The organism is Kribbella sp. CA-253562, from assembly GCF_050942265.1.
Lineage (GTDB): Bacteria > Actinomycetota > Actinomycetes > Propionibacteriales > Kribbellaceae > Kribbella.
Genome location: NZ_CP192049.1, coordinates 6,469,789 through 6,495,441, shown reverse-complemented (window position 1 = coordinate 6,495,441; position 25,653 = coordinate 6,469,789). Strand labels below are relative to the sequence as shown.

Sequence of the window (25,653 nt, the reverse complement as noted above, 5' to 3'; positions counted from 1 at the left end):
CCGGCCGCGGCGGTTGCCGCGACCGGGCCCTTGGCTGTGAGTGGGGGTCAGCCGGCGATGTAGTTGGACAGCTGTTCCTTCTCGAACTCGAGTTCGCCGATGCGGGACTTGACCACGTCGCCGATGCTGACGATTCCGGTCAGCCGGTCGTCGACGACGACGGGCACGTGCCGGATCCGCTGGTCGGTCATCAGCCGCATCAGGTTGTCGATCAGGTCGTCCGGGCCACAGGTGTGCACCGGCGACGTCATGATCGCGCTGACCCGGACCTGGCCGGCGTCGGGAGTCGCGTTGAGCAGCCGGACCACGTCGCGTTCGGACACGATGCCGGCCACGCTGGAGCCGTCCGGGCTGACCACGAGCGCGCCGACGTTGTGCTCGGCGAGCAGCGCTAGCAGCTCGGTGACGGTGGCTTCGGGGGAGATGGTGACGACTTGGTTGCCCTTGCCGCGCAAAACGTCGTTGATCTTCACGGAGCCTCCTGCTGGATCGAGAGCCCAAGACCCCACGGTAGCGTCAACCGGCCCCGAGCGGCAGATCTGGCAGAATGCGGATGGTGACCACCGCCCGTCCCGCCCGCCGGAACCGAGGTCCGTTCTCGTCACCTTCGGTGACCGGGTGAGCTGGCGGCACGACCTGGCGGTACTGCGGCACCGGGACGTCAGGATCTTCGTCTCGGCCCGGTTCGTCGCGCTGCTCGGATCCTCGATCGCCCCGATCGCGCTGGTGTTCGCCGTCCTGGACGTGTCGGACTCGGCCGGCGCGGTCGGCCTGGTGCTCGCGGCCCGCAGCATCCCGAACGTCGTACTGCTGCTGATCGGCGGCGTGATCTCCGACCGGCTGCCGCGCAACCTGGTGCTGATCGTCGCCAACACGCTCAGCGCCCTGACCCAGGCGCTGGCCGCGATCCTGGTGCTGTCCGGGCACGCGCAGATCTGGCAGCTGGTGGTGATCGAGGCGATCAACGGCGCCGCCGCGGCGTTCGTGATGCCCGCGATGGTGGGCGTCCTGCCCGCGCTGGTGGATCCCGTCGAGCTCCCGCAGGCCAACGCGGTGTCCGGGTTCGCGCGATCGGCCGCGTTGGTCGGCGGCGGCGCGGTGGCCGGGGTGATCGTCGATCTCACCAGTCCGGGAATCGGGCTGGCGGTCGACGCGGCCACGTTCCTGCTGGCCGTCGTCCTGCTCGCCCAACTGACGCTCCCGCCGGTCGAACGCTCGCAGACGTCGATCGTGCGCGACCTGCGCGACGGCTGGACCGAGTTCGCCTCGCGGCAATGGGTGTGGAGCGTGGTCGCGGCGTTCAGTGTGCTGAACCTGATCTTCACGGCTTCGTACTCGACCCTCGGCCCGGTGATCGCCGACGACACTTTCGGGCGGGCCGGCTGGGGTGCGGTCAGCGCCTGCTTCGGCGCCGGGTTGATTGCCGGCGGCATCTTGATGATCCGGCGCCCGCCGCGCTACCCGGTCCGGGTCGGCATGTTCGGCATGCTGTCGGCGCTGCCGATCTTCGCGGCGCTGGCGCTGTGGCCGACCACGCTCACGGTCGCCGCGGCGGCGTTCGTGGTCGGGCTGGGGTTCGAGATCTTCGGCATCGGCTGGGAGACGGCGCTCGGCCAGCACATCCCGCTCGACAAGCTGTCCCGCGTCGCGTCGTACGACATGCTGGGGTCGTTCGTGACCGGACCGTTGGGTCAGCTGACGGTCGGTTACGTCGTCGCGGTGACCAGCGCCAAGGCCGTCGAGCTGTACGGCGCCGGCATCTACCTGGTCGTTGTGGTGCTGACCCTGATGGTGCCCGCGGTCTGGCGTCTGCAGCGCTACGCGACCGACGACCGGTAGAGCCTTGTCCCGCCCGAGACTCGCCCGGGCGGGACTTCCAGGTCAGGGAGTGAACGCCTCGCTCAGCTCTGTCTGCGGAAGGCCTCCGTTGAGGGCTCGGTAAAACGGGTGCTCGGGAGTCAGCTCGGCGCGGTGCACCGGCCGGCCGGTGAGGGCCGAGGCGTAGAGCGCGGTGACGAACTCCATCGTCGGCCGGGTGGCGGCCAGGGTGGTGTCGTGGTTCTGCCCGGTCAGCAGGTCGTCGACCAGGCGGCCGAGCTGGGCTTCGTGGTTACTGGGCACGTCCTCGCCGGCCGAGGCGGTCCAGGGGTCGCCTTGGTCCGGCGCGGGGGAGTAGGTCCAGTCGGCGTCCGCGTAGCCGTACAGGTGGTTGACCTCCAGCGTGCCTCCGGTCGTGTCGATCCGGATCCTGCTCAGCTCCCTGGGAGACAACAGGCTGTTGATCACTGTCGCCACGGCGTTGTTCTCGAAGATCACCGACGCCGTCGACACGTCCTCGAACTCGACCGGGCGGTCCAGCCGGACGGCGGTTGCGTTGATCGTGCGCCACGGTCCGAGCAGGTGCAGCAGCAGGTCGATCTGGTGGATGCCGTGGCCGAGCGTCGGACCGCCGCCTTCGCCGACCCACGTGCCGCGCCACTCCGGGGCGAAGTAGCCGCGAGGCCGGAACCACAGCGTCTCGCAGACCGCGACCTGCGGCGTACCGAGCGCGCCGTTTGCGAGCAGGTCGGCCGCTCGCACCGCTCCGGACCCGTGCCGGTGCTGGAAGACCACGTACACCGAACCCGCACTCGTCCGCTCGGCCGCCGCGACCGCGTCCATCTCGGCCAGGCTCAGCACGGGCGGCTTCTCCAGCAGCACGGACTTCCCGGCCGCCAAGACCTCGATCGCGATCGCGGCGTGGCTGCCCGGCGGTGTGGTGACCGAGACCAGATCGGGGGCTTCCGCGGCCAGGAGTTCGGTCACGCCGGGATAGGCCTTCGTGCCGTGCTTCTCGGCGAAGGTCTGTGCCTTCTCCGCGACGGTGTCGGCGACACCGACGAGCTCGGTCCGGCCGGTACTCGCGTAGCTCTCCGCGTGCCGGTGACTGATGCCGCCGGCACCGACCACTGCCACCTTGAGGAGGTTGCCCGGCGCAACCTGTCCGGCCGTCATCGGGCCGCCCCACGGACGGCGGCGTTCTGCTGGGCGGTCAACGCCAGGCGCATCGTCTCGAACGTGTGCTCCTGTGGTGCCGCCGTCGTGGTCCGCTCCCGTACGTCGCGCACCAGGTCCGGGTAGTAGGTCAGCTCGACGTCGGAGCAGTCGATGTACTCCGTGCTGTCCTGGTTGACCAGGAACAGGTGGTCGCCGCCGTCGCGGCCCGCGATGTCGACGTACTTGCGCATCTCGATGTAGCCGTCGGTGCCGAGAATCATCAGCCGGCCGTCGCCCCAGGTGCCCAGCCCCTTGGGGGTGTACCAGTCGACCCGGATGTAGCCCTGGGCGTGCTCGCTGCGCAGCAGGAGGTCGCCGAAGTCCTGCAGGCCGGGCGTTTCGGGGTTCGCGAAGTTGCCGACCGTGCTGGCCACCACCTCCGCGGTCCGCGACCCGGTGAACCAGAGGAACTGGTCGATCTGGTGGGAGGCGATGTCGACCAGGATCCCGCCGTACCGGCTCTTGTCGTAGAACCAGTCCGGCCGGCCACCGCCACCACCGAGGTGGCCGCGGTCGCCGATCCGGTGGGGGCCGAGCCCGAGCGTCTGTACGACGGTGCCGATCTTGCCGGCCCGGACCAGCTCGCCGGCCTTCTGCACGCACCGGACCTCGAACCGCTCCGAGAACGTCACCGACCAGAACCGGCCGGTCTCGGCCACCGCCTTCTCGATCGCCTCCAGCTGCTCGAAGCTGACGCAGCCGGGCTTGTCGGCGACCACGTCCTTGCCGGCGCGCAGGGCCGCGACGGCGATCGGTCCGCGCCGGTCCGGCACCGCGGCGGTCACGATCAGGTCGATCCCGTCCCGGGCGATCAGTTCGTCGGGACTGTCGACCACGGGGACGTCGGGGTAACGCTCGCGGACCTGCGCCGCGATCGCGGCCGACGGGTCGTCGGTCGCCATCGCGACGAACTCCGCGCCGGCCTTGATCAGGCCGGCGATCTGACCGAGCGCGTGCGCGTGGTCGAGACCGACGGCGGCGAACCTGACGGGCTGAGAGGAAGTCAAAGGGGTTCCTTTCGAATCAGCGTGATGCTTCGAGGGCCTGGCCGAACTCTTCGGCGATCTGGTCACCGCCACCGCTCTTCCACTTCTTGACCGCGCCGGCCCAGGCCGACACCGGTTGGCGGCCCTGGATGATGTCGTTGGTCAACTGCGTCATCGTCTCGGTGAGCTGTGGGCCCTTGCGCACGTTGGTCTCGGAGTACAGCCCGGCCACCGGGTCGGCGATCGCGGTCGGGCACAGCTGCTTCATGGCGTTGAACTCGGCCGCACTGTTGCCCTCCTTCTCCGGCAGGAAGATCGTCCACGGGCTGTCCGCCTGGTACATCAGCCCGAGCTGGGTCTCGCTGAAGCCCTTGGGCGTGAGAACAGGATTGCCGTTGACGACCCGGTGGTGCACACCGGGGAGGCCGAACTTGCGGAACAGGTACTCCTGGGTGCCGAACGGTGCCGCGAGGAAGTTCAGGTACGCCAGCAGCGTCTCGACCCGGGCCTCGGCCTTCTTGCTGATCGCCGTGAAACCGATGGCGGGAGCCCCGAGCCAGATCCGGCCCTGCCCGGAGCCGTCGTGCTTGGGCGGCGGGATGATGCCGATCCGGGTCTGCGGATCCACCGTGGTCTGCAGGTAGCTCGGCCAGGCGCTGAAGGTGTCGACGGCCAGCGCGCTCGTGCCGTTGCCGAATCTCACCTTCAGGTCCTGGTTCTGGCCGCTGAACGCGTCGGGGTGGATGTAGCCGGAGCTCCACAGTTTGCGCAGCAGTTCGAAGGCCTGCTCGTGCGCCTCGTGCTCGAAGTAGCTGACCACGGTCGTGCCGTTCTCGCTCCAGTTGTTCGGCATGTCGAACATGTTCCGGACGAACGCTGTCGGCGCGGCCGCCAGCGCGAAGCGGTTCCGGCGCCGGTCGGTCAGCGCCTTGGACAGCTCGACGAAGTCGTCGGGGTTCTTCACCTGGGCGCTGAGTCCTTGCTGCTCCAGCAGGTCAGCGCGGCTGTAGAGCGCCTGCGAACTGATCGCTCCGCGCGAGATCGGGACGCCGTAGATCTTGTTGCCGAAGATGCACGAGTTCCAGGCGGTCTCGGGCAGGTTCGCGAGGAACGGGTACTTCTTGATCTTGTCGCCGGCCAGGTGCGGGGTCAGGTCGGTGGCCTTGGCCTGGAGCAACTGCGGGACCTGCGGGACGGCACCGACCAGGAAGATGTCGGCGAGTTGGTCGCCCGCGACCGTGGTGGCGAACTTCTGGGTGTAATCCACCGACGGCGTCAGGCTGACCGAGACCGGCGACCCGACCCGCTTGTTGAGTTCCTGCCAGAACAGGTTCTGCTCGACCTTCGGCGGGATCGGCGTGTTGGTGTAGGTGAGGACGTTGATCGGCTTGCCGTCGCCCGGCGGTGCGTCGACGGCCCGGACCGGGTTGGCCGGGTAGCGGATGAACGCGTTCGGGATGTTGTACTCGGCGCCCGCGAGGTCCGGCTCGACCCCGGTGTAGCGCACGTACGCCGGCCGGACGTCCGAGCCGGAGCCGCTGGTGTTCGCGCCACTGGTGCCGCCTCGGCCTTCGTTGGAGCAGCCGGCGGCGCCGGCCAGGCCGAACGCTCCCAGCCCCGCCAGCAGCGTGCGCCGGGTGACCAGCCGTGAATCAGGTGTGTTCATGGTGAAAACCTTTCGTGTCAGCCCTTCACGGCGCCGGTCAGCACGCCCTTGGCGAAATGCCGCTGGACGAACGGGTAGACGCACAGGATCGGAACGATCGAAATCATCAGAATCGCCATCTGGATGGAGGTCTGGGGTGGCAGGGCCTCGCTGCCGCCGCCCAGGTCCTGGGCGCCGATCTCGACGCCGTTCACGACGTACGTGCGCAGTACCAGCTGCAGCGGCCACTTGCTGCTGTCGCTGAGGTAGAGCAGCGCACCGAAGAAGCTGTTCCAGTAGCCGACGGCGTAGAACAGGCCGACCACGGCGACGACCGCCTTGGACAGCGGCAGGCCGATGTGCCAGAACAGCTTCCACTCCGACGCGCCGTCGATCCGGGCCGAGTCGAGCACCTCACCGGGCAGGCCGACGAAGTACGCCCGGACCACGATGACGTTGAACGCGCTCACCGACACGGGGAGGATGACCGCCCACAAGCTGTTCAGCAGCCCGAACTGCTGGATCACCAGGTAGCTCGGGATCAGTCCGGGATTGAACAGCAGGCTGACCAGGACGAGCAGCAGCAGAGGTTTGTTGCCCACGGTTCCGCGCCGGCTCAACGCCCAGCCCAGCGTGCAGGTGAGCAGCAGGGCGATCGTCGTTCCGACCACGGTGATGAACCCACTCACCAGGATCGACTGGGTCACCGTGCCGCCGGACAGGATCGACTTGTACGCCGACAGGTCGATCCCGTCGGTCGGCAGCAGCACGAAACCGCCGGCCCGGATGACTTCCTCGGGACTGGCCAGGCTGGTCGAGATCACGCCGACGAACGGGAACACGACCGCGCCGCAGATCACGGTGAGGAACACGGCCTTGAGAACGCGTTCGGTGCGTCCGGGCATCGGCATACCGCCCACCAGGACCGGTTGCCGCTTGCTGATGCGGTGATCGGGCGCGCTCATCCTCGGTACACCCCTTCCTCACCCAGCCGGTGGGCCAGCTTGTTGGCGGCCAGGACCAGGGCCAGTGCCACGACGCTCTTGACCAGCCCGACGGCGGCCGCGGCGCCCCAGTCGCCGCCGATGATCCCGTTGTTGTAGACGTAGGTGTCGAGCACCTCGCTCGCGCCGATCCCGACGGCCGGCTGCTGCAGGATGATCTGCTCGAAGCCGACGGTCAGCGAGTCGCCGAGCTTGAGGATCAGCAGCAGGATGATGATCGGTTTCAGGCCCGGCAGCGTGACGTGCCAGGTCTGTCGCCACCGCCCGGCGCCGTCGGCGGCGGACGCCTCGTACAGCGACCGGTCGATCTGTGACAGCACGGCCAGGAACAGGATCGTGGCCCAGCCGGTGTCCTTCCACATCACCTGCGAGGTGAGCAGCGCCCGGAACGCCTCGACGTTGCCGATCACATTGATCGGGTCGTACCCGTGTGAGCGCAGCCAGTTGTTGATCATTCCGGTGCCGCCCAGCACCTGCTGGAAGACCGCGACCACGATCACCCACGACATGAAGTGCGGCAGGTAGATGATGGTCTGGACGATCTGGCGGAGCCGGTTCGACAGCAGGCTGTGCAGCACCAGCGCCACGACGATCGGGGCGGGGAACACGATGACGGTCTGGATCGCGGTCAGGATCAGCGTGTTCTTCACGGCGTTGAGGAACTCCGGGTCGCCGTTGAAGACGATGGAGAAGTTCTCGAAGCCGCTCCACAAGCTCTGGCCGACGCCCAGGTAGGGCTGGTAGTCCTGGAACGCGATGACGTTGCCCCACAGCGGGTAGTACTGGAAAGCGCAGAGGACCAGCATTCCGGGAATGGCCAGCAAGAGCACCGGATAATCCCGTCGCAAACGCAGGAAGAGCGAAAGTTTTCGGTCGCTGGAAGTCGTCTCGGAACGGCGGTGGGGGCGAGTGGTGTCACTTGGCGCAGGGGCGAGGTCGGCATCGGTCATAGGCACTCCTCGAGTGGGCCTAAAAAAGTGATCGATCCACTTTTGAGGCGATAGCTAACCTCAGGTGTCAGGGGGTGTCAACCCCTCGGACATCCCCGGAACAACGGCCTGGCGGTCACTCTTCGTGGTGTGTCCTGCCCGAGCCGTGTCGAGAACCGGCCTCGCCGGCGCCTTGTTTCCAGTGGACGTAGCGCCGGGCCGGTCGGTATCGGCTAACCTGTGAGCTCCCGCCCAATGGACGGTTGGGTGCGAGGAGGAAATGTGGCAGAGGCAGGTTCGAAACGACCGGCGACCATTCATGAAGTGGCGCGACTGGCCGGAGTTTCGCATACCACGGTATCCCGCTATTTGCAGGACAAAAACAGCCTGAAACCCAAGACGAGGGTCAAGGTGGAATTCGCGGTGAAAACGCTCGACTACCGGCCGAATTTGGTCGCCCGGTCGATGCGGACGCGGCGGACGAACCGGCTCGCCATTGTCCTTGCCGCAGGCCCCCATTTTCCCGGCCCGTTGCTCGCGGCGGCTTCTGAGACAGCCCATCGCGCCGGTTACCAGGTCGAGGTCGTCAGCGTCGAGGGCGGCCCGCGGGCCCGGTCGGCCCGGATCGACGACCTGGCCCGGTCCGGCCAGGTCGACGGCATCCTGGCCATTTCGTCGATCGACCTGAAAAGCCGCAGATCGCGCCAGGTGCCGATCGTCGAGAACGAGTCACTGGACGAAAAGCTGCACGTGGTCAACGAGCTCGCCGACGCCTCCGAGGTGCGCGAGATCATCGAGTACCTGCGCTCGCTGGGGCACCGCACTTTTCTGCATGTGGCCGGCGCCCAGAACTACGCCTCGGGTCGCAAGCGCAAGAGCGTTTACCTGGAGACGATCGAACGCCTCGGCCTGCGGTCGGTCGGCGCGATCGACGGTGACTGGTCGGCACAGTCCGGATACGACGCGATCACCAGCCTGCCGGACGACTGCGGGGTCACCGCCGTCGTCGCGGCCAACGACGTCGTCGCGATGGGCGTGATCCGCGGCGCGCGGGCGCGCGGCTGGGAGGTGCCGGACGACTTGAGCGTGTTCGGCTGGGACGACGAGGAGATCTGCCGGTTCACGACGCCGTCGCTGTCGACGGTGGCGGTCGACCGGGCGGCGCAGGGGCGGGACGCGGTGCACCGGTTGCTGGCGGCGATCCGGGGTGAGCCGGCGCCCGAGCCGAGCAAGCGCACGCTGAACCGGGTGATCATCCGCGAGTCGACCGCGCCGCCGAAGGGCGTCGTACCGCAGTGATGTGGTCGGTCAGGACAGGCGGGCGAGGACCTCGTCGTGCAGGCGGCCGTTGGTGGCCACGGCGTTCGGGCCGTTCGGGCCGGGGGTGCCGTCGAGCGAGGTGAACTTGCCGCCCGCCTCGTCGACGATGATCGCCAGCGCGGCCATGTCGTACAGGTTGAGCTCCGGCTCCGCGGCGATGTCGACCGCGCCCTCGGCGACGAGCATGTAGGACCAGAAGTCGCCGTACGCGCGAGTCCGCCAGGCCGAGTCCATCAGGTCGGCCCACTGGTCGCGCTTGCCGAGCTTCTCCCAGCCCTTGAGCGAGGAGTACGACAAGGACGCGTCCTCGAGCCGGCTGACGTCACTGACCCGGCAGGGCTGGGCGGACATCAGCGCGCGCCCGGTCCACGCGCCGTCGCCGTAGGACGCCCACCAGCGGCGGCCGAGCGCGGGCGCGGACACGACGCCGACGACGACCTGGTCCTCGATCATCAGGCTGATCAGCGTCGCCCAGACCGGCACGCCGCGGATGTAGTTCTTGGTGCCGTCGATCGGGTCGACCACCCAGCGCCGCACACCCCAGCCGGTGGTGCCCTCCTCCTCGCCGACGAACGCGTCCCGCGGCCGGGCCCGGCTCAGCGTCTTGCGCATCACGTCCTCGACCCGCCGATCGGCGTCGCTCACCGGCGTCAGGTCGGGCTTGGTGGCGACGTGCAGGTCGAGCGCCTTGTACCGGTCCATCGTGGTCGAGTCCGCGTCGTCGGCCAGAATGTGCGCGAGCCGCAGGTCGTCGGTGTGCGAAGGCATGCCGGAAGGCTACCCGCGCGGGGCTCATTCCGTCCGCTGGGTCCGGCGTACGCCGGCGTCCTTGACGAACACGAGGCCGTCGACGCTGCTCAGGTGCGTGGGGTCGAGCGGCCCGTAGCCGTACCAGGGGGAGACCCGGGGCGTGACTGCACCGATGGCCGTGGCCAGTCGGCGCGGGTCGACGACGTACTGGTCCTGCGGTACGGCGTACAGGATTCCTTCGAGGGTGTCCGCGGGTGGGGCGTCGACGCCCTGGTGGGGGATCGTGCCGAGCGCCGTGGCGAGAAAGGCGTAGTCCTTGCCGAGACGGGTGCTGACGATCGCGCCGGCGCTCCACCACTGCGCCGGTACGCCGCCCATGCGGATGGTGCTCTTGTCGCGCTGCAGATGGGAGTTGTGGGCGTTCACCAGCGTCGGTCCGCGCTCGGCGAGAGCGAGCAGGTTGCCGGCCATCATCGAGTCCCGGACCGCGAGCAGCCAGGCCATGCGGCTGGGCGAGGTGTCGGCCATCCAATAGTGGTAGCGCAACAGGCCGGTGGCGGTGCGGGCGTCCAGGCGTGCTTGATACCACTCGTCTTCGGAGGTCGTTCGCAGTTGCGGTTCCTGTGCGTCGAGCAGCGCCACCAAGTCGTCAGCGATCACGCGCAGCTCCTTGGCCTCGGGTGTCCGGCCGACGGACTGCGACGGATCCATCATCGCGGCTGGGTTGGTCCAGCGGTCGTCGGCGCCGAGGAGGTGATCGAGCGTCTCGCTGTTGCACGGCAGCAGGTCAGGGTCGAGATAGCCGTGAAGCCTGGTGATCGCTTCGCGGGGGCTGGCGGCGTGGGTGATCTCCAGCGGTCCGTCGAAGCCGGCGAACCGCACTTGCTCGTCCGCCGGTCGGCCGTCGTTGTACGCCCGCATCCACTGCACCAGCTCGCGGTTGCCCTCGAACGCACCCCACTCGTGACTGAACCCGCGCTCCATCACGTCGTCCAGCGAACCCATGCCGGAGGCAACGTAGTCGTCGACGACCCGGCCCATCAGGCAGTCGCTCTCGATGGCGATCGCCCGGTAGCCGTGCTGCTCGACGAGCTCGTGGAAGAGCTTGTTGCGCAGGTCGAGCAGAGCGTTCTCGCCGTGCGTCGGTTCGCCGAACGCGAGCAGTCGGGGCTTGGTGGTGAGCAGGCGCAGGATGGTGGTGGAGTCGACGACCTGGACGAGTTCTTCGATGGAGGCAGCCATGTCTTCAACGGTATCGTTGAACCTGTCCGTGAAGACTTTTGACGAGTCGTTCGCGTACCGGTGCGCCGAAAGATTCAAACCGGGTGGAGAATCGCCGGTTGACTGGACGTGGACCCGGTGGTGCGCGAGCCCACCTCGTAGCAGGCACCGTAGCGAGCGACAGCGAGCGGAGGAGTCCGCGCTGGGGCGCGGCGGGCACCGCCGGCGGCCGTTGTCGCAGGAAGCGGGCGCCAGCACGCGCGCTCGTGAGAGGGGGTGGGTGGGAGCCGGCACCGTGCGAGCGCCAGCGAGCGGAGGAGCCCGCGTGGGGCTTTTCACCCGCGCGGTGGACTCTCGCCCACTAGTCTCTGGATTGAACCATTTCAGGTGGTTGAACGTGCAGTTAGTGTCAGAGCACCTCGGCCGACCACTGGAGGCGTCATGTTCGAGCGCTTCGGAGACCTTCCTCTGCACGTACTGGTGATTCACGCCGCGGTGGTGTTGCTGCCGGTGGCGGCGTTGCTGGCGATCGCGTTCGCGGTGGTGCCGCGGTGGCGGTGGCTGTTGCGGTGGCCGGCGCTGCTGCTCGGGCTGGGGGCGCTGGTGGTCGCGTACGTCGCCAAGGAGAGTGGCGAGGCGTTCGTGGCGGCGATCCCGGAGCTGGAACCGGCGGTGAAGGTGCACGAGGAGCGGGGCGACCTGCTGTTCTGGTACGTGCTCGTGTTCGCCGTGCTGGTGGTTGCGGCGTTCCTCCTGCTGGCGGGGCCGTCGGCACTCGCGAGCGGGAAGGGTGCGAAGGCAACCAAGAGCCGGCCGCTGGAGCTGGTGATCAGCGCGGCGATCGTGGTGGTCGGCGTGCTGGTGATCTACCAGACGATCCGCACCGGCGACGCCGGTGCGAAGGCCGTCTGGGACGGGCAGTTGCCGCCCAAGTAGAAGCTCCTGGTCGGCACGGTGCCCTCGGCGAAGGGGACCGTGCCGTGTCATCGTCAGGCGGGGTCGGCGCGGCCTTCGCGGCTGGCCAGCAGGCGGCGGAACGACGCGACGCGTTCGACGTCGACGCGGCCCTCGGTGACGGCCTCGTCCAGGGCACAGTTCGGGTCGGACTCCGAGTGGCCGCAGCCGCGGGCACAGTCGACGGTCTCGGCAGCCAGGTCGGGGAACGCGTTGATCAGCTGGTCGGGCTGGACGTGCGCCAGGCCGAAGGAGCGGATGCCGGGCGTGTCCACGATCCACCCGCCACCGGGCAGCCGGAGCAGCAGCGCGCTCGTCGACGTGTGACGGCCCCGGCCGGTGTTGTCGTTCACGACGCCGATGGCCCGGTTCGTCCCCGGGACGAGCGCGTTGACCAGAGTCGACTTGCCGACGCCGGAGTGCCCGACCATCACGCTGGTCCGGTCGCGCAGCTGCTCGAACAACGCGCTGAGATCGCCGTCCCGCTGGGTCGCCACCGACTCCACCCCGAGCGGCCGGTACGTCGACAACAGCGGTCCCGGGTCGGCCAGGTCGGTTTTGGTCAGGCAGAGCAGCGGCCGCATCCCCGCGTCGTACGCCGCGACCAGGAAGCGGTCGATCAGCCTGGTCCGGGGCTCGGGGTTCGCGACCGAGACCACGATCACCAGCTGGTCCGCGTTCGCCACCAGGGGCCGCTCGACCGGATCGTCGTCGTCGGCCGAGCGGCGCAGCAACGTCGTCCGGGGCAGCACCTCGACGATCCGGGCCAGCGTGCCCTCGGCGCCGCTGGCGTCGCCGTCCAGCTTGACCCGGTCGCCGACGATGACGCCCTTGCGACCGAGCTGGCGGGCCTTCATCGCGGTGACGACCCGGTCGCCCTCGCCGACCCAGGTCGTGTAGCGGCCGCGGTCGCGCGTGATCACGAACGCGGTCACCGCCTCGTCGTACGTCGGGCGGTCCTTCGTCCGCGGCCGCGTCCGGCGCTTGGGCCGGTCGTACTTGGCCTCCTCGTCGTACCGCGACATCAGCCGACCAAGGTGGACCACAGCTCGGGGAACTCCGGCAGCGTCTTCGCCGTGGTCGCGATGTTCTCGATCTCGATGCCGTCGACGGCGAGCCCGACCACAGCGGCGGCGTGCGCCATCCGGTGGTCGTGGTAGGTGCCGAACAGCCCACCGTGCAAGGGTTTCGGCCGGAACTCCAGTCCGTCGGCGGTCTGCGACACATCACCACCGAGCGCGTTGAACTCGGTCTCCAGCGCCGCCAGCCGGTCGGTTTCGTGGTTGCGCAGATGCGCGATGCCACGGAAGTACGACGGCCCGTCGGCCAGTACGGCGATCGCCGCCAGCACCGGCGACAGCTCGCCGACCTCGCTCAGGTCCAGGTCGACGGCGGCGATCCGGCCGGTCCCGCGCACGGTCAGCTCGCCGTCGTCCAGCGAGACCTCGGCCCCGAAGCGGGTCAGGAGCTCCGGCAGCTGCCCGCCCGGCTGGGTCGTCGCCGTCGGCCAACCGGTCACGGTGACCGAGCCGCCGGTGACAACGGCCGCGGCCAGGAAGGGCGCGGCGTTCGACAGGTCGGGCTCGATCACGGTGTCCAGCGCGCGAATCGGGCCGGGGGCAACGATCCAGCGGTTCGGCTCGCTGTCGTCGACCTGGACGCCGCGCTCGCGCAGCATCGCCACCGACATGTCGAGGTGCGGCTGGGAGGGCACCGGCTTGCCGTCGTGGCGCAGGTCGACACCCTCGTCGTACCGGGCGCCGGCCAGCAGCAGCGCGGAGACGAACTGGCTCGAACCGGACGCGTCGAGCGTGACCTCGCCGCCGCGGACCGCGCCGGACCCGTTCACGGCGTACGGCATCCGGCCGGTGCCGTGGTCGTCGATCTCGACGCCGAGTGTGCGCAGCGCGCCGAGGATGACGTTCATCGGGCGCTCACGCGCGTACGGGTCGCCGTCGAAGGAGACGACACCGTCGGCCAGCGCGGCGACCGGCGGGACGAAGCGCATCACCGTGCCGGCCAGGCCGCAGTCGACGTCGGCCGGGCCCTTCAGCGAGCCGGGGGTGACGGTGACCAGGCCGTCGTGCTCGGTGATGCCGACGCCGAGCGAGACCAGCGCGGCCCGCATCAGCGCTGTGTCGCGGGCGGCGAGCAGGCCGGAGAGGGTGGAGGGCCCGTCCGCGAGCGCGGCGAGGATCAGCGCACGGTTGCTGATCGACTTCGATCCCGGCACGGTGACCCGGCCGTGAACAGCCCCGGCCGGGCGCGGTGCCGGCCAGCCCTCTGTCGTCCCCATTGCACTCCTTCAGCTCGTTCGATGTCGCCCACGAGCCTAGGGCATGTCCGCCGGACGGTGCGGCGCTCTGTCCACAGGCCACGCGCGCAACAGAAAACCGGCACCCGGACGGATCCGGGTGCCGGTTCGCTGGACGACTCAGCCGAAGGGGAGCTCGGCCTTCGCGGTGCGGGCGACGAGCCTGGCCTCGCGACGGGCCGACCTGGCCAGCTGCTTGGTCTCGCGCTTGGCGAGCTTCGCGCCGCGCTTGGTCTCCCGCTTGGCGGCCTTCGCGCCGTGCGACGCCCGCCAGATCAGACCCGGCTGGCCCTCGGTGTCGACCGCGGCGAGCAGCAGCCCGCCGAGCAGCCCGAGGTTCTTCATGAACTGGACCCGCTGGACCTGCTTGGCCTGCTTGTCGGTCTCCTGCCAGAACGGGTGACCCGCCACCGTGGTCGGCACCAGCGACGCGGCCAGTACGGCGGCCCCGAGGCGACGGCCCTTGCCGGTGGCCAGCGCAAGACCACCGATCACCTGGGCGGCGCCGTTCAGGCGGATCAGGTTGACTGTCGTGTCAGGGATTCGGTCGCCGACCTGGGCCGGCGCGACCCGCTTCGCCAACGGCACCAGGCGGTCGGTGACCGGCTGCGCCTTCGGCACCAACGGCTCCGGGTTGCGCACCTGGTTGGCGCCTTGCACCACGAAGAGAACGGACAGCAACGGCCTGGCCAGTGCGCGCACGACAGTCATGGCTCCTTCTTACATCGTCCGGCAAAGCGATCTGGGCATCAGGTACCCGCGAGTCTCCAGGTCAACCCCCGCCCGGACTCAGATCGGGCAGCCGTCCGGGCCACAAGCGGCGGCGTCGGTGCTGTCGGCGGAGGTGATCAGCGTGACGGGCTTACGCTCGGCGGCCGCGCGGCGGATCGCCTCCTGGAACACCTCGGCGGGCTGGGCGCCGCTGACGCCGTACAAGTTGTCGATGACGAAGAAAGGGACGCCGTTCGCGCCGTACGCGAGGGCCTGGGCCTGGTCGGCGGCGACCTCTTCCGCGTACGCCGTACCGGCGAGCACGGCCCGCACCTGGTCGGTCGGGAGGCCGACCTCGGTGGCGAGCTCGGTCAGCGTCGCGTGGTCGCCGACCGGGAGGCCGTCGGTGAAGTAGGCCTTGAGCAGGCGTTCCTTGAGGCGTTCCTGGGTGTCGGCGGGGACCTCGCGGCGTTCGCCCAGGTCGCGGGCGAGGTGGAGCAGGCGGTGGGCGTCGACGGTGTTGGCCGACTTCGCGACGTCGAAGTTGAATTCCAGGCCCTCTTCGGCGGCGATGCCGGTGACGTGCTCGTTGGCCTGGAGGCCAAAGGCGCGGTCGCGGCCGAACTTCTCACCGAGGCGGGTGGCGAGGTCGCGGTCGTCGTCGTTCGTGGCGCTGGGGTCGAGCTGGAAGCTGTGGTAAACCACCTCGGCCTGCTCGCCGGTGGTCGCCAGCGCGCTTTCGAGGCGGCGCTTGCCGATGTAGCACCAGGGACAGACGACGTCGGACCAGACATCAATACGCATGAACAACAGCAACTGCTGGCGCTCGCCCATGTATTCCCGCCGACCCGCGGCGCTGGGCGCCGCGGGTCGGCGGGGTGGTGTGAAGGAGCGGCGGCCGCCGTAAGCGAGCGGACGAGGCGCTGCCCCACGACCACCGCCGGGGCGGCCCTGGTGGGCCGCCCCGGCGGTCTGGTGGTTCAGCGGGCCGCGCGTTCGATCACCTGGGTGACCTCGGCGGGGTGGGAGAGGGCGACCAGGTGGGAGCCGTCGATCTCCACCGTGGTGGCGTGGGCTCGCTGGGCCATGTAGCGCTCGGCCGCGGGTGGGATGGCCTTGTCGCCCGTGGCGACCACCGCGTACTTCGGAAGGCCGGCCAGGGCCGTCGAGGCGATCTCTTCACCGAAGACCGCTGCGGCGACCGGGCGCTGAGAGGCGCCGAGCAGGGCGGCCTGCGAGCGCGGCAGATCAGCGGCGAACACCTGCCGGAAGGACTCCGGCTTCATCACCAGGTCGGCACCGCCGGGGTAGGTGATGGTGTTCGTGGTGTCCGGTCCGATCTGGCTGCCGGGATACTTGCTGTTCAGCCCGCCCAGGGTCTCTCCGGCCTGCGGGATGAAGGCCGCGACGTAGACCAGCGACTTGACCCCGGCCGTCCCTGCGAGCTGGCTGACCAGCGCGCCGCCGTACGAGTGACCGACGAGCACCTTCGGGCCCGGGATGCCGGCCAGTACGCCGGACAGGTACGCCGTGTCGCCCGCGATGCTGCGCAGCGGGACCGCCGGTACGACGACCTGGTAGCCGTCGCGCTGGAGGCGCTGCGTGACGCCGTTCCAGCTGGAGCCGTCGGCGAAGGCTCCGTGCAGCAGGACGACGGTGGGCTTCGGGCTGTTGTGGTGAGCGACTTCGGACGGCTTGGCGGCGGCGGTGGTGACGCCGGCGGTCAGCAGGGCGGCGGAGGCGACTCCGGCGACGGTGGCGATGAAGCGGCGACGGGTGGTCATCGGGCCGCACCTGCCTCGACCGCGCTCGCGACGAACTCGGCGACGGCCAGCGGCTGCGAGACCGCGACCGCGTGCGAGCCGTTCACCTCGGTGGTCTTCGAGCCGGCGCGCTCGGCCATCGCGCGCTGCGCCTCGACCGGGATCGCGTTGTCGGCGGTCGCGACCAGGTAGTAGCTCGGCAGCCGCTTCCAGCTGGCCGCACCGGACTTCTCCTCGAACGCGGCGGCCGCGATCGGCCGCTGCGAGCGGGCCATCACCCGGCTCTGCCCGGCCGGTACGTCGGCGGCGAAGATCTCGGGGAACTTGTCCTCGACGATGCTCAGGTAGGTCTCGTCGCCGAACTGGTGCGGCGCCAGCGAGGTGCCGAGTTCGTTGGCCGGGAAGCGGCCGAGCAGCTCCAGGATGCCCTCGCCCTCCTCCAGCGCGAACGCGGTCACGTAGACCAGCGCGGTCACGTTGCCGGCGTCGTTCGCGGCCGAGGTGATCACCGCACCGCCGTAGGAGTGGCCGACCAGCACGACCGGGCCGTCGATCTCCCGGGCCAGCGCCGCGACCTTGCGGCCGTCGGCGGCCGCGCCGCTCAGGTCGTTCGGTACGGCGATCGCGGTGATGCCGCGGTTCTCCAGCTCGGCGATCACGCCGGCCCAGCTGCCGCCGTCGGCGAAGGCTCCGTGCACCAGCAGGGCGGTGGGCTTCTTCTCGCTCATTGTCTGTCCTCGATCTCGTTCGCGGTTTTCCTTGTGCCCCTAGAAAACCGCTCGGAGGCGTTTCGCCGGATCGACCGAAAACGGGAACTTCGCACCCCTGCGACCGGGCTCAGCAGGCCCCGGTGCACCCAAAACTCATGCGTTCGGGGGAGAGGCGAACCGCTGCAGCACCAGCCGGGTGAGCTGGACGCGGGAGTTGACCCCGAGCTTGCTGAAGACGTTGCGCAGGTGGGTGCCGACCGTGCTGGCCGACAGCACCAGCTCCTCGGCCGCCGACCGGTTGGTGTGCCCGTCGGCGACGAGCAGCGCGACCTTGCGCTCCATCGGCGTCAACGCCTCCCACCCGGACTCCGGCCGCGTCGGTACGGCGGCCCAGCGGCGCCGGCGTACTCCCGCCGCCTGCAGCGCTGCCTGGACCGGTACGGCGAGCGCAGTCGCGCCCAGCTCGGTGTAGGAGTCGAGAGCCCGCTCCAGCGCGGCGACGCCGGTACGCCGGTCGCCGTGCTCGAGCTCGACCCGGCCGTGCAGCTCCTCGGCTTCGGCGAGCAGTAGCTGGCGGCCGGTCGACCGCAGCTGGTCGACAGCGTCGGCCAGAGCGGTCAGGTCACGCTCGTTGGCAGCAGCGACGAGCTGCGCGGCTCCGGTGGTGGCACCGGTCGGCGTGGTTGCCGCGTGCTCGGCCAGCAGCTTGGCGACGGCGTGAGCGGTGGAGTGGTTCTGGGCGTCGGTGTCTGGAATTCGGGTCGCTGCGTGGACCAGCAGTTCTAGACGGTTCGGGTAGGCCAGTGGTGTGGCAAGGAGCCGGTGCGCTGCGGTTGCGTCGCCGTCGGCCATGGCCAGCAGGGCTCGGAGGGGCTCGTCGGGGGCAGTGCGGGCTGCTGACAGGTCTCCTCGGAGCAGGGCGACCAGCGCGAGGACCTGTCGGGCGGTGGGCTCGGTCGAAGGGTCGTGGAGTTCGGCGGACCAGCGGAGGCTCGCGTTGGCGGCCTCGACCGCGGCCGGGAGGTTGCCGACAGCAAGTTCCAGCTGGGCCCGGAGGACGGCGAGCTGCGGGGCCAGCCACGAGTCGCCGACGCCGAGGCCTTCCTTGACCCCCTGGAGTGCGGCAGCCGGCTCACCGGCCTGAGCGCGGCAGAACAGCTCGGCCAGCTCGACTCGTACTGCGGGCGGAGTGCCCAGCGCGTCGCCGCCTGCGGTCCGCTCGCCCGTTGAGCCGCCGCCAGCCGAGCCGCTAGCCGTTGAGCCGCTGCCGCCGGTCGAGCCGGCAGCCGCTGAGCCGCTCGACGCGCTCGCGCCGCGGCTCCGCGCCGCGGCGTACGCATCCCGTGCCTCCACGAACCGGCCCTCGCCCGCGGCCCGCTCGGCCCGAGCGATCTCCAGCACCGCACGCGCCACCAGGTCTTCGCCCTCGAACGGCTCCTCGGCTCCAGCCAGCACCCGGTACGCCGCCAGTCGCTCGGCCAGATGCTGCGGTGCTCCGTCGACCACCAGCCGACCGGCGTCCAGCAGCCCGAGTGCCCACTCCTGCGGCGCCAGCAAGAGCCGGATCCGCGCGGCCAGCTCCGCAGAGACCAGCCCTTGGTAGAGCGGAGTCCCACCGAGCAGGTCGTCGGCGAAGGCCCGCGCGGCGTCGTACTGGCGGGTGATCAGCAGGATGTCGACCACGTCCCCACCGACCTCGCCCCGGATCGCATGGTCGACCGGCGTCAGCTCGAACGTCTCCTGGATCACCGACAGCGCCGTGATCGACATGGTGGTGAGCAGGTCGCGCGCAGCCGTCCGCAGCGTGCTGATCGCGGCCAGGTCACCGACCGTCGCCGTCGCCAGGATGTGCGGAGCCGCCGCCGACGCGCCCTGCTCCGACCGGAGCAGCTGGTCCGCGATCGCAGAGTGCAGCGCCCGCTGGGCCGACGGCGGTACATCAGCCAGTACGGCGGCCCGCAGCAGCTCGTGCCGGAAGGTCAGGTGAGCGCCACTGTCGGCCAGCAACCCGGCGCGGATCGCCTCGTCCAGCGGCTCGGCCAGCCGTGCGACGCCTTCACCCATCAGTGCAGCGACGTCCTCCAGCCGGAACTCACTCCCGAAGACCGCCGCCGTCCGCAGCAAGGCGCGGCAGAGCTCCGTCGTACCGGCTGTGCGGCGGCGGACGCCTTCCACCAGGCCGTCAGGGAGTGGGCCTTCAGCAACAGGTTTGTCGGCGACGTACAGCCCGGCCACCACCTGCTCGACCAAGAACGGGATGCCCTGGGCGCCACCCAGCCGTACGGACAGAGCGGGGTCGACCGCATGGTTCAGCCGGTCCGCTGCGATCTGCAGGACGGCTTCGGTGTCCAGCGGTGCGAGCTGAACGGCGTGCACCGGCAGCTGATCACGAACGGCGTCCACCAGCTGGTCTGCCACCCCACCGGGCGTCGGCCGAGTCGCCAGCAACCACATGAGCCGAGCGTCGGCCAGCCGACTGATCGCCACCCGCAGGACGAACCCGGTGAGCGGGTCGGACCACTGCGCGTCGTCCAGCACGAGCAGTGCCGCCGTACCGGTCAAGCGCTGACGCATCAGGTCGGCCAGCCGCTCAGCGAGCCACAGCGGTTGGGTGTTGAGCGCGGCCAGCTCCAGGAAGTGCTCGGTGCCGATCAGCGGGTCCTTGCCCGCCCGGAGCGCCGGAGCGAGTGAGGACAACGGACTGATGTTGTCGGTCTGGTGCGCGGCCGCCGTGGCGACCAGGAACCCGTGCCGCTCGGCCTGCTCCATCGCCGCGTGCAGGAGCGCCGACTTGCCGATGCCTGGCTCACCGGTGACGACGGTCACCGACGCAGTGCCCTGATCCGCTGCGCGCATGGCTTCGAGCAGCCGGCCCAGCTCGGCCGAGCGCCCACGCAGCGGTTCCATGGGCACTTTGTACCACTAGGCGCAGCGGCGTACTGCCAGCAGCGCATAGACCCGGGCGCAGTGCAGAACTTCCGCCAGCGCGACGTGCTCGTCGGTCGCATGGGCGTACCGGACGTCACCCGGCCCGTACTGCAGCGTCGGTACGCCGGCCGCCGCGTACTGCCGCAGGTCCGACCCGTACGGTCCGCCTCTGACCTCCGGAGCGGGACCACCCGCGTCCACGACGGCCCGCAACGTGTCGTCGAGCAGAGGATCGCCCTCAGGCAGCAGACCGGAGGCGAACACCCCACCCGGCCAGGTGACCTTCACCGGGTGGTCCCGCAGCCAGTCGTCCTTCTCGCACGCCGCCGCGACGGTCTGCTCGAAGGCAGCCCGCGCGTCCTCGACCGGCTCACCCAGCTGTACGCCGTACCGGCCCTCGGCGATCAGCAGGTCGGGCACCGTGCTCGCCCAGTCGCCGGACCGGATCGTGCCGATCGACAGCGGGTTGGCCAGGTCGAGGTGGTCGAGCAACGGGTGCGGAGCGCGGTTCCGCTCGGCCTCCAACTCGCGCAGCGCGGCGTGCACCGGCTCGAACTTCTCGATCGCGCTGACCCCGCGGGTCCGGGTCGAGCCATGCGTGGCCAGTCCGGCGATCTCCAGCCGGAACGTGAGCGAGCCGGAGTTCGCCGGGATGACGGTCCCGGCGGTCGGCTCCGCGATCAGGCAGGCCGCGCCGGTGTGGCCGCGGCGCAGGGTCGCGAACGTGCCCAGCCCGCCGTCCTCCTCGCCGACCACCGTGTGCACGGCCAGCGGCCGCCGCAATTCGATGCCTGCGGCAACGATCGCCGCCGTCGCGCCGAGGATCGCCGCGATGCCGGCCTTCATGTCGCAGGTGCCGCGGCCCCACATGATCCCGTCGCTGACCCGCGCCGAGAACGGGTCGCCGTCCGGCCAGAGCCCGAGATCTCCCGGCGGTACGACGTCCACATGCCCGTTCAGCACCAGGCCCGGCGTGCCGTCACCGCCGAGCGTGCCGACGCAGCCCCAGGCCTCGGTGCGCGGCACCTCCATACCCGGAAAGGCCGGGTCGGCGGTCACGTCGGCGAGGTCCAGCTGCCAGTGGTCGACCGCCAGACCGAGCCTGCGCAGGCGTCCGGCGACCCACTCCTGGGCCACGTTCTCCTCGGCAGTCCCGTCCACGCTCGGGATCCGCACCAGCTCCCGCAGTTCCTCGACGATCGCCGAGTCGTCGATCGCCGCCAGCACCGCCCGCTCCATGTCAGCACTCATGGCGCACATCATGCACCGGGACGTGCGCGGAGCGGGCAGTGCTTCATGTCACGGCGTCAGCCGGTGCAGGTCCCTGGGGAACAAAGTGACCTCGCGGACGTTCTCCGCGCCGGTGAGGCGGGCCACGAAGCGCTCCAGCCCGATGGCGAAACCGCCGTGCGGCGGCATGCCGTGCTGGAACGCCTGCAGGTAGCTGCTGTACGCCGGTGCGTCGGCCGACTCGCCTCTGGCCTGCAGAGCCGCCACGTAGTCGCTGTAGCGGTGCAGCCGCTGGCCGCCGGTGACCAACTCGACCCCACGGAACAGCAGGTCGAACGAGTTGGACCAGCGCGGGTCCGACGGCTGCGGATGCGTGTAGAACGGCCGCTTGACCATCGGGTAGCCCTCGACCGCGACGAAGTCGCTGCCGTGCTCGCGCAGAGCCCACTCGCCGATCGCCCGCTCGTCGGCCGGCGACAGGTCCGGCTCACTCGGGTCGGCCCCGGCCAGCTTGAGCGCGTCCGCGAAGTGCAGCACCGGTACGTCGACCGGGATCTCCGGCAGCGCCACGCCGAGCCGCTCCAGCGCCGTACCGGCTCTGGACCCGACGGCCGCGAGCATCCCGGCCAGGACGTTACGCAGTACGGCCAGTACGTCGCGGTGGTCGCCGATGAAGCCGAACTCCGCGTCCAGCGAGACGTACTCGGCCAGGTGCCGGACGGTGTCGTGCGGCTCGGCCCGGAACACCGGACCGACCTCGTAGACCCGCTCGAACACCCCGACCATCGTCTGCTTGTAGAACTGCGGCGACTGGGCCAGGTACGCCGGACCGCCGAAGTAGTCGAGCGCGAACACGTTCGCTCCCGACTCGGTCGCCGTACCGACGATCTTGGGCGTCTGGATCTCGGTGAAGTCCAGGCCGTCCAGCGTGCTGCGGAACCCGTGCAGCGCGGCCGCGGCGACCTCCCAGCCGGCGCGGACCGCAGGATGCCGCAGTGCGACCGGCGCGTTGTCGAGCACCACCGGCAGACCAGCTCCGACCGTGGGCCGCCAGAGCTCGATCGGCGGCGTCTTGGCCGGTTCGGTCAGCGGGACGATCACCGGGTCGACCAGCTCGGCCCCACCGGGCGCCTGCGGGTTGGCGGCGACCGTACCGGTCACCTGGACGACGGTCTCCTCACCGAGTCCGTCCAGCTGGGCCTGGGTCTCCGGCGCCTTGACGACGACCTGGCTCAGGCCGGACCGGTCCCGCAGGACCAGGAAGCTGACCGCGGCCAGCCGTCGTCTTCGGTGCACCCAGCCGGCCACCGTGACGGTCTGGCCCACTGCTGAGGGGATCTCGTGGTTGAGAATGCGCATCGCTGTTTTCACCTCCGTCGGATTTCTCGAACCCCGGAGGTGTGGGCGAAGGGGAACTCGCGGTGCCACCACACCTTCACCGGCCTGGTCAGACCCAGTCCGGCCTCTTGCTGTCGCATTCGCTCAGGAGTGTCTTCACGACCGGCCTGTGCGTCGCCTTCCCAGCTACCGGCGACTCTCTGGACCACAGGTGAACGGCGCTACTCGGTTCCGTCAGCGCGAACGGGTCCCAGCCTAGAGCGCGGCACCGGCCGGGACAAAACCGATTTGGCCGGCCGGACCCGTTACCGCTTGCCGTGCTTGGTCGGCGGGATCCGCGCGCTGTCGGTGTCGTACCGGCCCGGCGTGACCGCCTTCACGGTGATCTCGTTCTTGACCCCGGAGCCCGGCCAGGCGGCCCACTCGGTGTTCAGCGCCTTCGTGTAGCGCTCGGTCGAGCACGTGGCCCGCCGGACGTCGGTCGAACGCGAGCAGGTCCAGCCCTTGTCGAAGTACGAGACCAGGGTGACGTTCTTGCCCCAGGAGATGTCCAGCGTGACCGGCCCGTTCGTGCCGCTCAGGTCGAGGAAGCGGTTGTAGACGAACGGGTTCGGATCCTCGTGCGGGTCCGGGGTGAGGATGCGCAGCAGCGACTCGTCCAGGCGGACCGGTGCCAGCGTCTCGGAGTCGGTGTCGTGGAGGAGACCGGCCGTCGCGGTCACCGTGTACGTCCGCGCGGCCGCCGATCCACCGTCCGGTACGGCGAAGGTGGCGGGCAGCGGAGCCGGCCGGGTCGGGGTGACCGCCGTACATGTCCGGGTGGCCGGGGTGCACTTCCAGCCGGGCGGGGCGGCGGCGATCGGCCAGGACAGCTCAGCGCCGTACGAGATCTTCAGCGTGACGCCGGTCCGGTCGGTGCCCGGCGCGACGGTGATCGTGCGGAAGTAGCGGTCCAGGTCGGTCTTGCCGACGGACAGCTTCAGCAGGTTCTCGTCGAGCCGCGGGGGAGCGGTCAGCGTGGCGGAGTCGTCGTCGTACAGGCGGCCGGACTTGCCGGAGACGGTGAACGTGCGGTCGGTCACCGAGCCGCCGGTGGGCTCGGTGAAGATCATCGGGAGCGTCGGCGGCGCCGCGGGATCGACGGCCGTGCAGCTGCCGCTCTTGCCGTCGGGGGCCTTCGTGCAGGTCCAGCCGGCCGGGTTGCCGCTCAGCGGCCACCGCAGGGCGTTGCCGAACTTGATGCCGATGACAACGGGGTTGGTGTTGTTCGCCGGGACCTTGATGGTGACCGTGGCGCGCAGATCGGCGTCCCGCGCGGCGGTGCTGCGGGCGAACGGGCCGAACGCCGCGGGGCCTCCGCCGCTCAAGGCGGGGCTACCGCCACCGGCTGGGCTGCCGCCACTGGTGGGCGGGCTGCCGCCGCCGGTGGGCAGGCTGATGGTCAGCAGGCCCTCGTCCAGGATCGGGGTGGTCGGCGGCGGCGGTGTCGGGCGCGGCGTGGTCGGTGGACTGGTCGGCGCGCTCGTCGGGGCGCTGGTGGGCGCCGTGGTCGGCTGCGGCTCACTGGGCTGCGTGGGCTGCGTCGGCTCGGGCTGGGTCGGCTCCGGCTGCGTCGGCTGGGTCGCCGGCGGCTTCTGCGTGGGTGGCTTCTGCGACGGCGGCACCGGCGGCACCGGCGGCGGCTGAGGCGGCTGCGTCGGCTGGACCGACGGCTGGTCGATCGCGGCCGGTGGCGTCTCGTTGCCGGTCAGCGCGAGCGCGGCCAGCACCGCGGCGACCGCGACCACGACGACCGCTCCACCGCCGACCGCCGTACGGGCGCTGTTCTCGGTGGCCTTCTTCCAGCCGGTGACGAAGAAGCCGACCAGACCGACCTTCGCGCCCGACGCGGCGGCCAGGTAGCCCAGGCCGGCCGTGCCCAGCAGAGCCGGAGCCAGCAGTGCCGGCAGTGCGCTGTTGACCTCGACCAGCTCGAGGTAGACCGCGGTGCACTTGGCACAGTCGTCCATGTGCTCGCGGACGTTGCGGTTCTCCCGCTTGGTGAGGCCACCGCGCACGTAGGCGCCCAGGCGCTCGGTGGTCCAACGGCAACGGTCCCCGGCGACGTCGGCCAGGTGCTGCTGCAGGTACGCCTGCCGCAGCCCTTCACGGGCCCGGTAGGCCAGCGCGGAGACGCCGTTGGCGGTCAGGCCGAGCAGGGGAGCGATGGCGGCGGGCTTCTCGCCCTCCACCTCGGTGTGCCACAGCACGGCCTGCCAGCGCTCCGGCAGCGAGGCGAAGGCCTTTGCCGCCGCGCCGCTCTCGAAGCCGGTCACCGTCGGGTCGTCGAAGCCCTGCGGCTCCCGCTCGTACGCCGCGATGTCGTCGGTCGAGGTGACCTTGCGGCCGGCCCGGATCCGGTCGACGTGGACCCGGCGCACGGTGGTCAGCAGGTACGCCCGGAACGAGACGTCCGGGCCGCCGCCGCCACGCAGCGCGTCCAGCACCTTCGCGAAGGCGTCGCCGGCCAGGTCGTCGGCGTCGTTCGGCGGGACGAGCTGGCGGGCCATCCGCTCGGCCGCCTGGTGGTGCCGGGCGAACAGTTCGCCGTACGCCTCGAGGTCGCCCGAACGCACGCGCGCGATCAGCTCCGCGTCGCTCGGTACTTCCTCCATCGAGGCTCCCCCTGCTGTCATGGCGTCGTCACCGTCTGTCACATAGTTGCCGAGGACAAGACTCCCAGATGGGACGCCCCGGCGCACCTTTCCTGACGACTGCGGCCGGTCCGAGGTTACGAGAAAAAAACTTCGAAATCTGCGTCATGAACCCGTCATG

At 70.2% G+C, this 25,653-nt stretch carries 21 protein-coding genes; 3 read left to right on the top strand and 18 right to left on the bottom strand.

Annotated elements, in window-relative coordinates; genetic code table 11:
• Window positions 1–47: 47 nt before the first annotated feature.
• A complete protein-coding gene (locus ACQPXM_RS30565; protein ID WP_432939954.1) occupies window positions 48–473 on the bottom strand; it encodes a CBS domain-containing protein in 426 nt (141 codons plus the stop codon).
• A gap of 145 nt (window positions 474–618) precedes the next feature.
• On the opposite strand from ACQPXM_RS30565, the gene ACQPXM_RS30560 reads away from it, so the two are divergent.
• Entirely contained in the window at window positions 619–1,839 is a 1,221-nt protein-coding gene (locus tag ACQPXM_RS30560; protein ID WP_432939952.1) for an MFS transporter, read from the top strand.
• A gap of 42 nt (window positions 1,840–1,881) precedes the next feature.
• Here ACQPXM_RS30560 and ACQPXM_RS30555 read toward each other — a convergent pair whose 3' ends face one another.
• The 5 genes from ACQPXM_RS30555 to ACQPXM_RS30535 are packed head-to-tail and all read right to left on the bottom strand — an operon-like array spanning window position 1,882 to window position 7,501.
• A complete protein-coding gene (locus ACQPXM_RS30555) occupies window positions 1,882–2,994 on the bottom strand; it encodes a Gfo/Idh/MocA family protein (RefSeq protein WP_432939949.1) in 1,113 nt (370 codons plus the stop codon).
• Window positions 2,991–4,043 (bottom strand): Gfo/Idh/MocA family protein, encoded by a 1,053-nt coding sequence (locus tag ACQPXM_RS30550; protein ID WP_432939947.1) that lies wholly within the window; start codon window positions 4,041–4,043, stop codon window positions 2,991–2,993. Before ACQPXM_RS30550 ends, ACQPXM_RS30555 begins: the two co-directional genes overlap by 4 nt.
• A 16-nt stretch (window positions 4,044–4,059) precedes the next feature.
• Window positions 4,060–5,688 carry a hypothetical protein gene (locus ACQPXM_RS30545; protein WP_432939945.1) on the bottom strand — a complete coding sequence of 543 codons (1,629 nt, stop codon included), beginning with the start codon at window positions 5,686–5,688 and terminating at the stop codon, window positions 4,060–4,062.
• Between the two features lie 17 nt (window positions 5,689–5,705).
• Window positions 5,706–6,632, bottom strand: coding sequence for a carbohydrate ABC transporter permease (locus tag ACQPXM_RS30540; protein WP_432939943.1), 927 nt, complete (start codon window positions 6,630–6,632; stop codon window positions 5,706–5,708).
• On the bottom strand, window positions 6,629–7,501 hold the full coding sequence (locus ACQPXM_RS30535; protein ID WP_432939940.1) for an ABC transporter permease: 873 nt from the start codon (window positions 7,499–7,501) through the stop codon (window positions 6,629–6,631). The genes ACQPXM_RS30540 and ACQPXM_RS30535 overlap by 4 nt, the downstream gene beginning before the upstream one ends.
• Before the next feature lie 423 nt (window positions 7,502–7,924).
• Here ACQPXM_RS30535 and ACQPXM_RS30530 point away from each other — a divergent pair, with 423 nt between their 5' ends.
• Window positions 7,925–8,899 (top strand): LacI family DNA-binding transcriptional regulator, encoded by a 975-nt coding sequence (locus ACQPXM_RS30530; RefSeq protein ID WP_432939937.1) that lies wholly within the window; start codon window positions 7,925–7,927, stop codon window positions 8,897–8,899.
• Window positions 8,900–8,908: 9 nt separating this feature from the next.
• On the opposite strand, the gene hisN is transcribed toward ACQPXM_RS30530, so the two are convergent.
• Both hisN and ACQPXM_RS30520 read right to left on the bottom strand, forming a co-directional pair.
• Window positions 8,909–9,688: a histidinol-phosphatase gene (gene hisN, locus ACQPXM_RS30525; RefSeq protein WP_432939934.1), complete on the bottom strand. Its 780-nt coding sequence runs from the start codon at window positions 9,686–9,688 to the stop codon at window positions 8,909–8,911.
• Between the two features lie 24 nt (window positions 9,689–9,712).
• Window positions 9,713–10,912, bottom strand: coding sequence for an erythromycin esterase family protein (locus tag ACQPXM_RS30520; RefSeq protein WP_432939931.1), 1,200 nt, complete (start codon window positions 10,910–10,912; stop codon window positions 9,713–9,715).
• Between the two features lie 420 nt (window positions 10,913–11,332).
• On the opposite strand from ACQPXM_RS30520, the gene ACQPXM_RS30515 reads away from it, so the two are divergent.
• Window positions 11,333–11,827, top strand: a complete 495-nt coding sequence (locus tag ACQPXM_RS30515; RefSeq protein WP_432939929.1) for a DUF2231 domain-containing protein — start codon at window positions 11,333–11,335, stop codon at window positions 11,825–11,827.
• Between the two features lie 53 nt (window positions 11,828–11,880).
• Here the strand turns inward: ACQPXM_RS30515 and rsgA are convergent, their stop codons facing one another.
• From rsgA to ACQPXM_RS30465, 10 genes are all read right to left on the bottom strand, one after another.
• The gene (rsgA, locus tag ACQPXM_RS30510; protein ID WP_077015686.1) at window positions 11,881–12,870 is read right to left on the bottom strand and encodes a ribosome small subunit-dependent GTPase A; all 990 of its coding nucleotides are present in this window, start codon (window positions 12,868–12,870) and stop codon (window positions 11,881–11,883) included.
• On the bottom strand, window positions 12,870–14,141 hold the full coding sequence (gene aroA, locus ACQPXM_RS30505) for a 3-phosphoshikimate 1-carboxyvinyltransferase (protein ID WP_432939926.1): 1,272 nt from the start codon (window positions 14,139–14,141) through the stop codon (window positions 12,870–12,872). The genes rsgA and aroA overlap by 1 nt, the downstream gene beginning before the upstream one ends.
• Window positions 14,142–14,279: 138 nt before the next feature.
• A complete protein-coding gene (locus tag ACQPXM_RS30500) occupies window positions 14,280–14,870 on the bottom strand; it encodes a DoxX family protein (RefSeq protein WP_432939923.1) in 591 nt (196 codons plus the stop codon).
• Between the two features lie 78 nt (window positions 14,871–14,948).
• Window positions 14,949–15,674 (bottom strand): DsbA family oxidoreductase, encoded by a 726-nt coding sequence (locus ACQPXM_RS30495; RefSeq protein WP_432939920.1) that lies wholly within the window; start codon window positions 15,672–15,674, stop codon window positions 14,949–14,951.
• Between the two features lie 176 nt (window positions 15,675–15,850).
• The gene (locus ACQPXM_RS30490) at window positions 15,851–16,654 is read right to left on the bottom strand and encodes an alpha/beta fold hydrolase (RefSeq protein WP_432939917.1); all 804 of its coding nucleotides are present in this window, start codon (window positions 16,652–16,654) and stop codon (window positions 15,851–15,853) included.
• The gene (locus ACQPXM_RS30485; RefSeq protein WP_432939915.1) at window positions 16,651–17,361 is read right to left on the bottom strand and encodes an alpha/beta fold hydrolase; all 711 of its coding nucleotides are present in this window, start codon (window positions 17,359–17,361) and stop codon (window positions 16,651–16,653) included. Before ACQPXM_RS30485 ends, ACQPXM_RS30490 begins: the two co-directional genes overlap by 4 nt.
• Window positions 17,362–17,496: 135 nt before the next feature.
• Window positions 17,497–20,250: an ATP-binding protein gene (locus ACQPXM_RS30480; protein WP_432939912.1), complete on the bottom strand. Its 2,754-nt coding sequence runs from the start codon at window positions 20,248–20,250 to the stop codon at window positions 17,497–17,499.
• Between the two features lie 15 nt (window positions 20,251–20,265).
• Window positions 20,266–21,522, bottom strand: coding sequence for an ArgE/DapE family deacylase (locus tag ACQPXM_RS30475; RefSeq protein WP_432939910.1), 1,257 nt, complete (start codon window positions 21,520–21,522; stop codon window positions 20,266–20,268).
• Between the two features lie 48 nt (window positions 21,523–21,570).
• A complete protein-coding gene (gene aspS, locus ACQPXM_RS30470) occupies window positions 21,571–22,860 on the bottom strand; it encodes an aspartate--tRNA(Asn) ligase (RefSeq protein ID WP_432939907.1) in 1,290 nt (429 codons plus the stop codon).
• Window positions 22,861–23,144: 284 nt separating this feature from the next.
• Window positions 23,145–25,493 (bottom strand): sigma-70 family RNA polymerase sigma factor, encoded by a 2,349-nt coding sequence (locus tag ACQPXM_RS30465; protein WP_432939904.1) that lies wholly within the window; start codon window positions 25,491–25,493, stop codon window positions 23,145–23,147.
• Window positions 25,494–25,653: the final 160 nt, after the last annotated feature.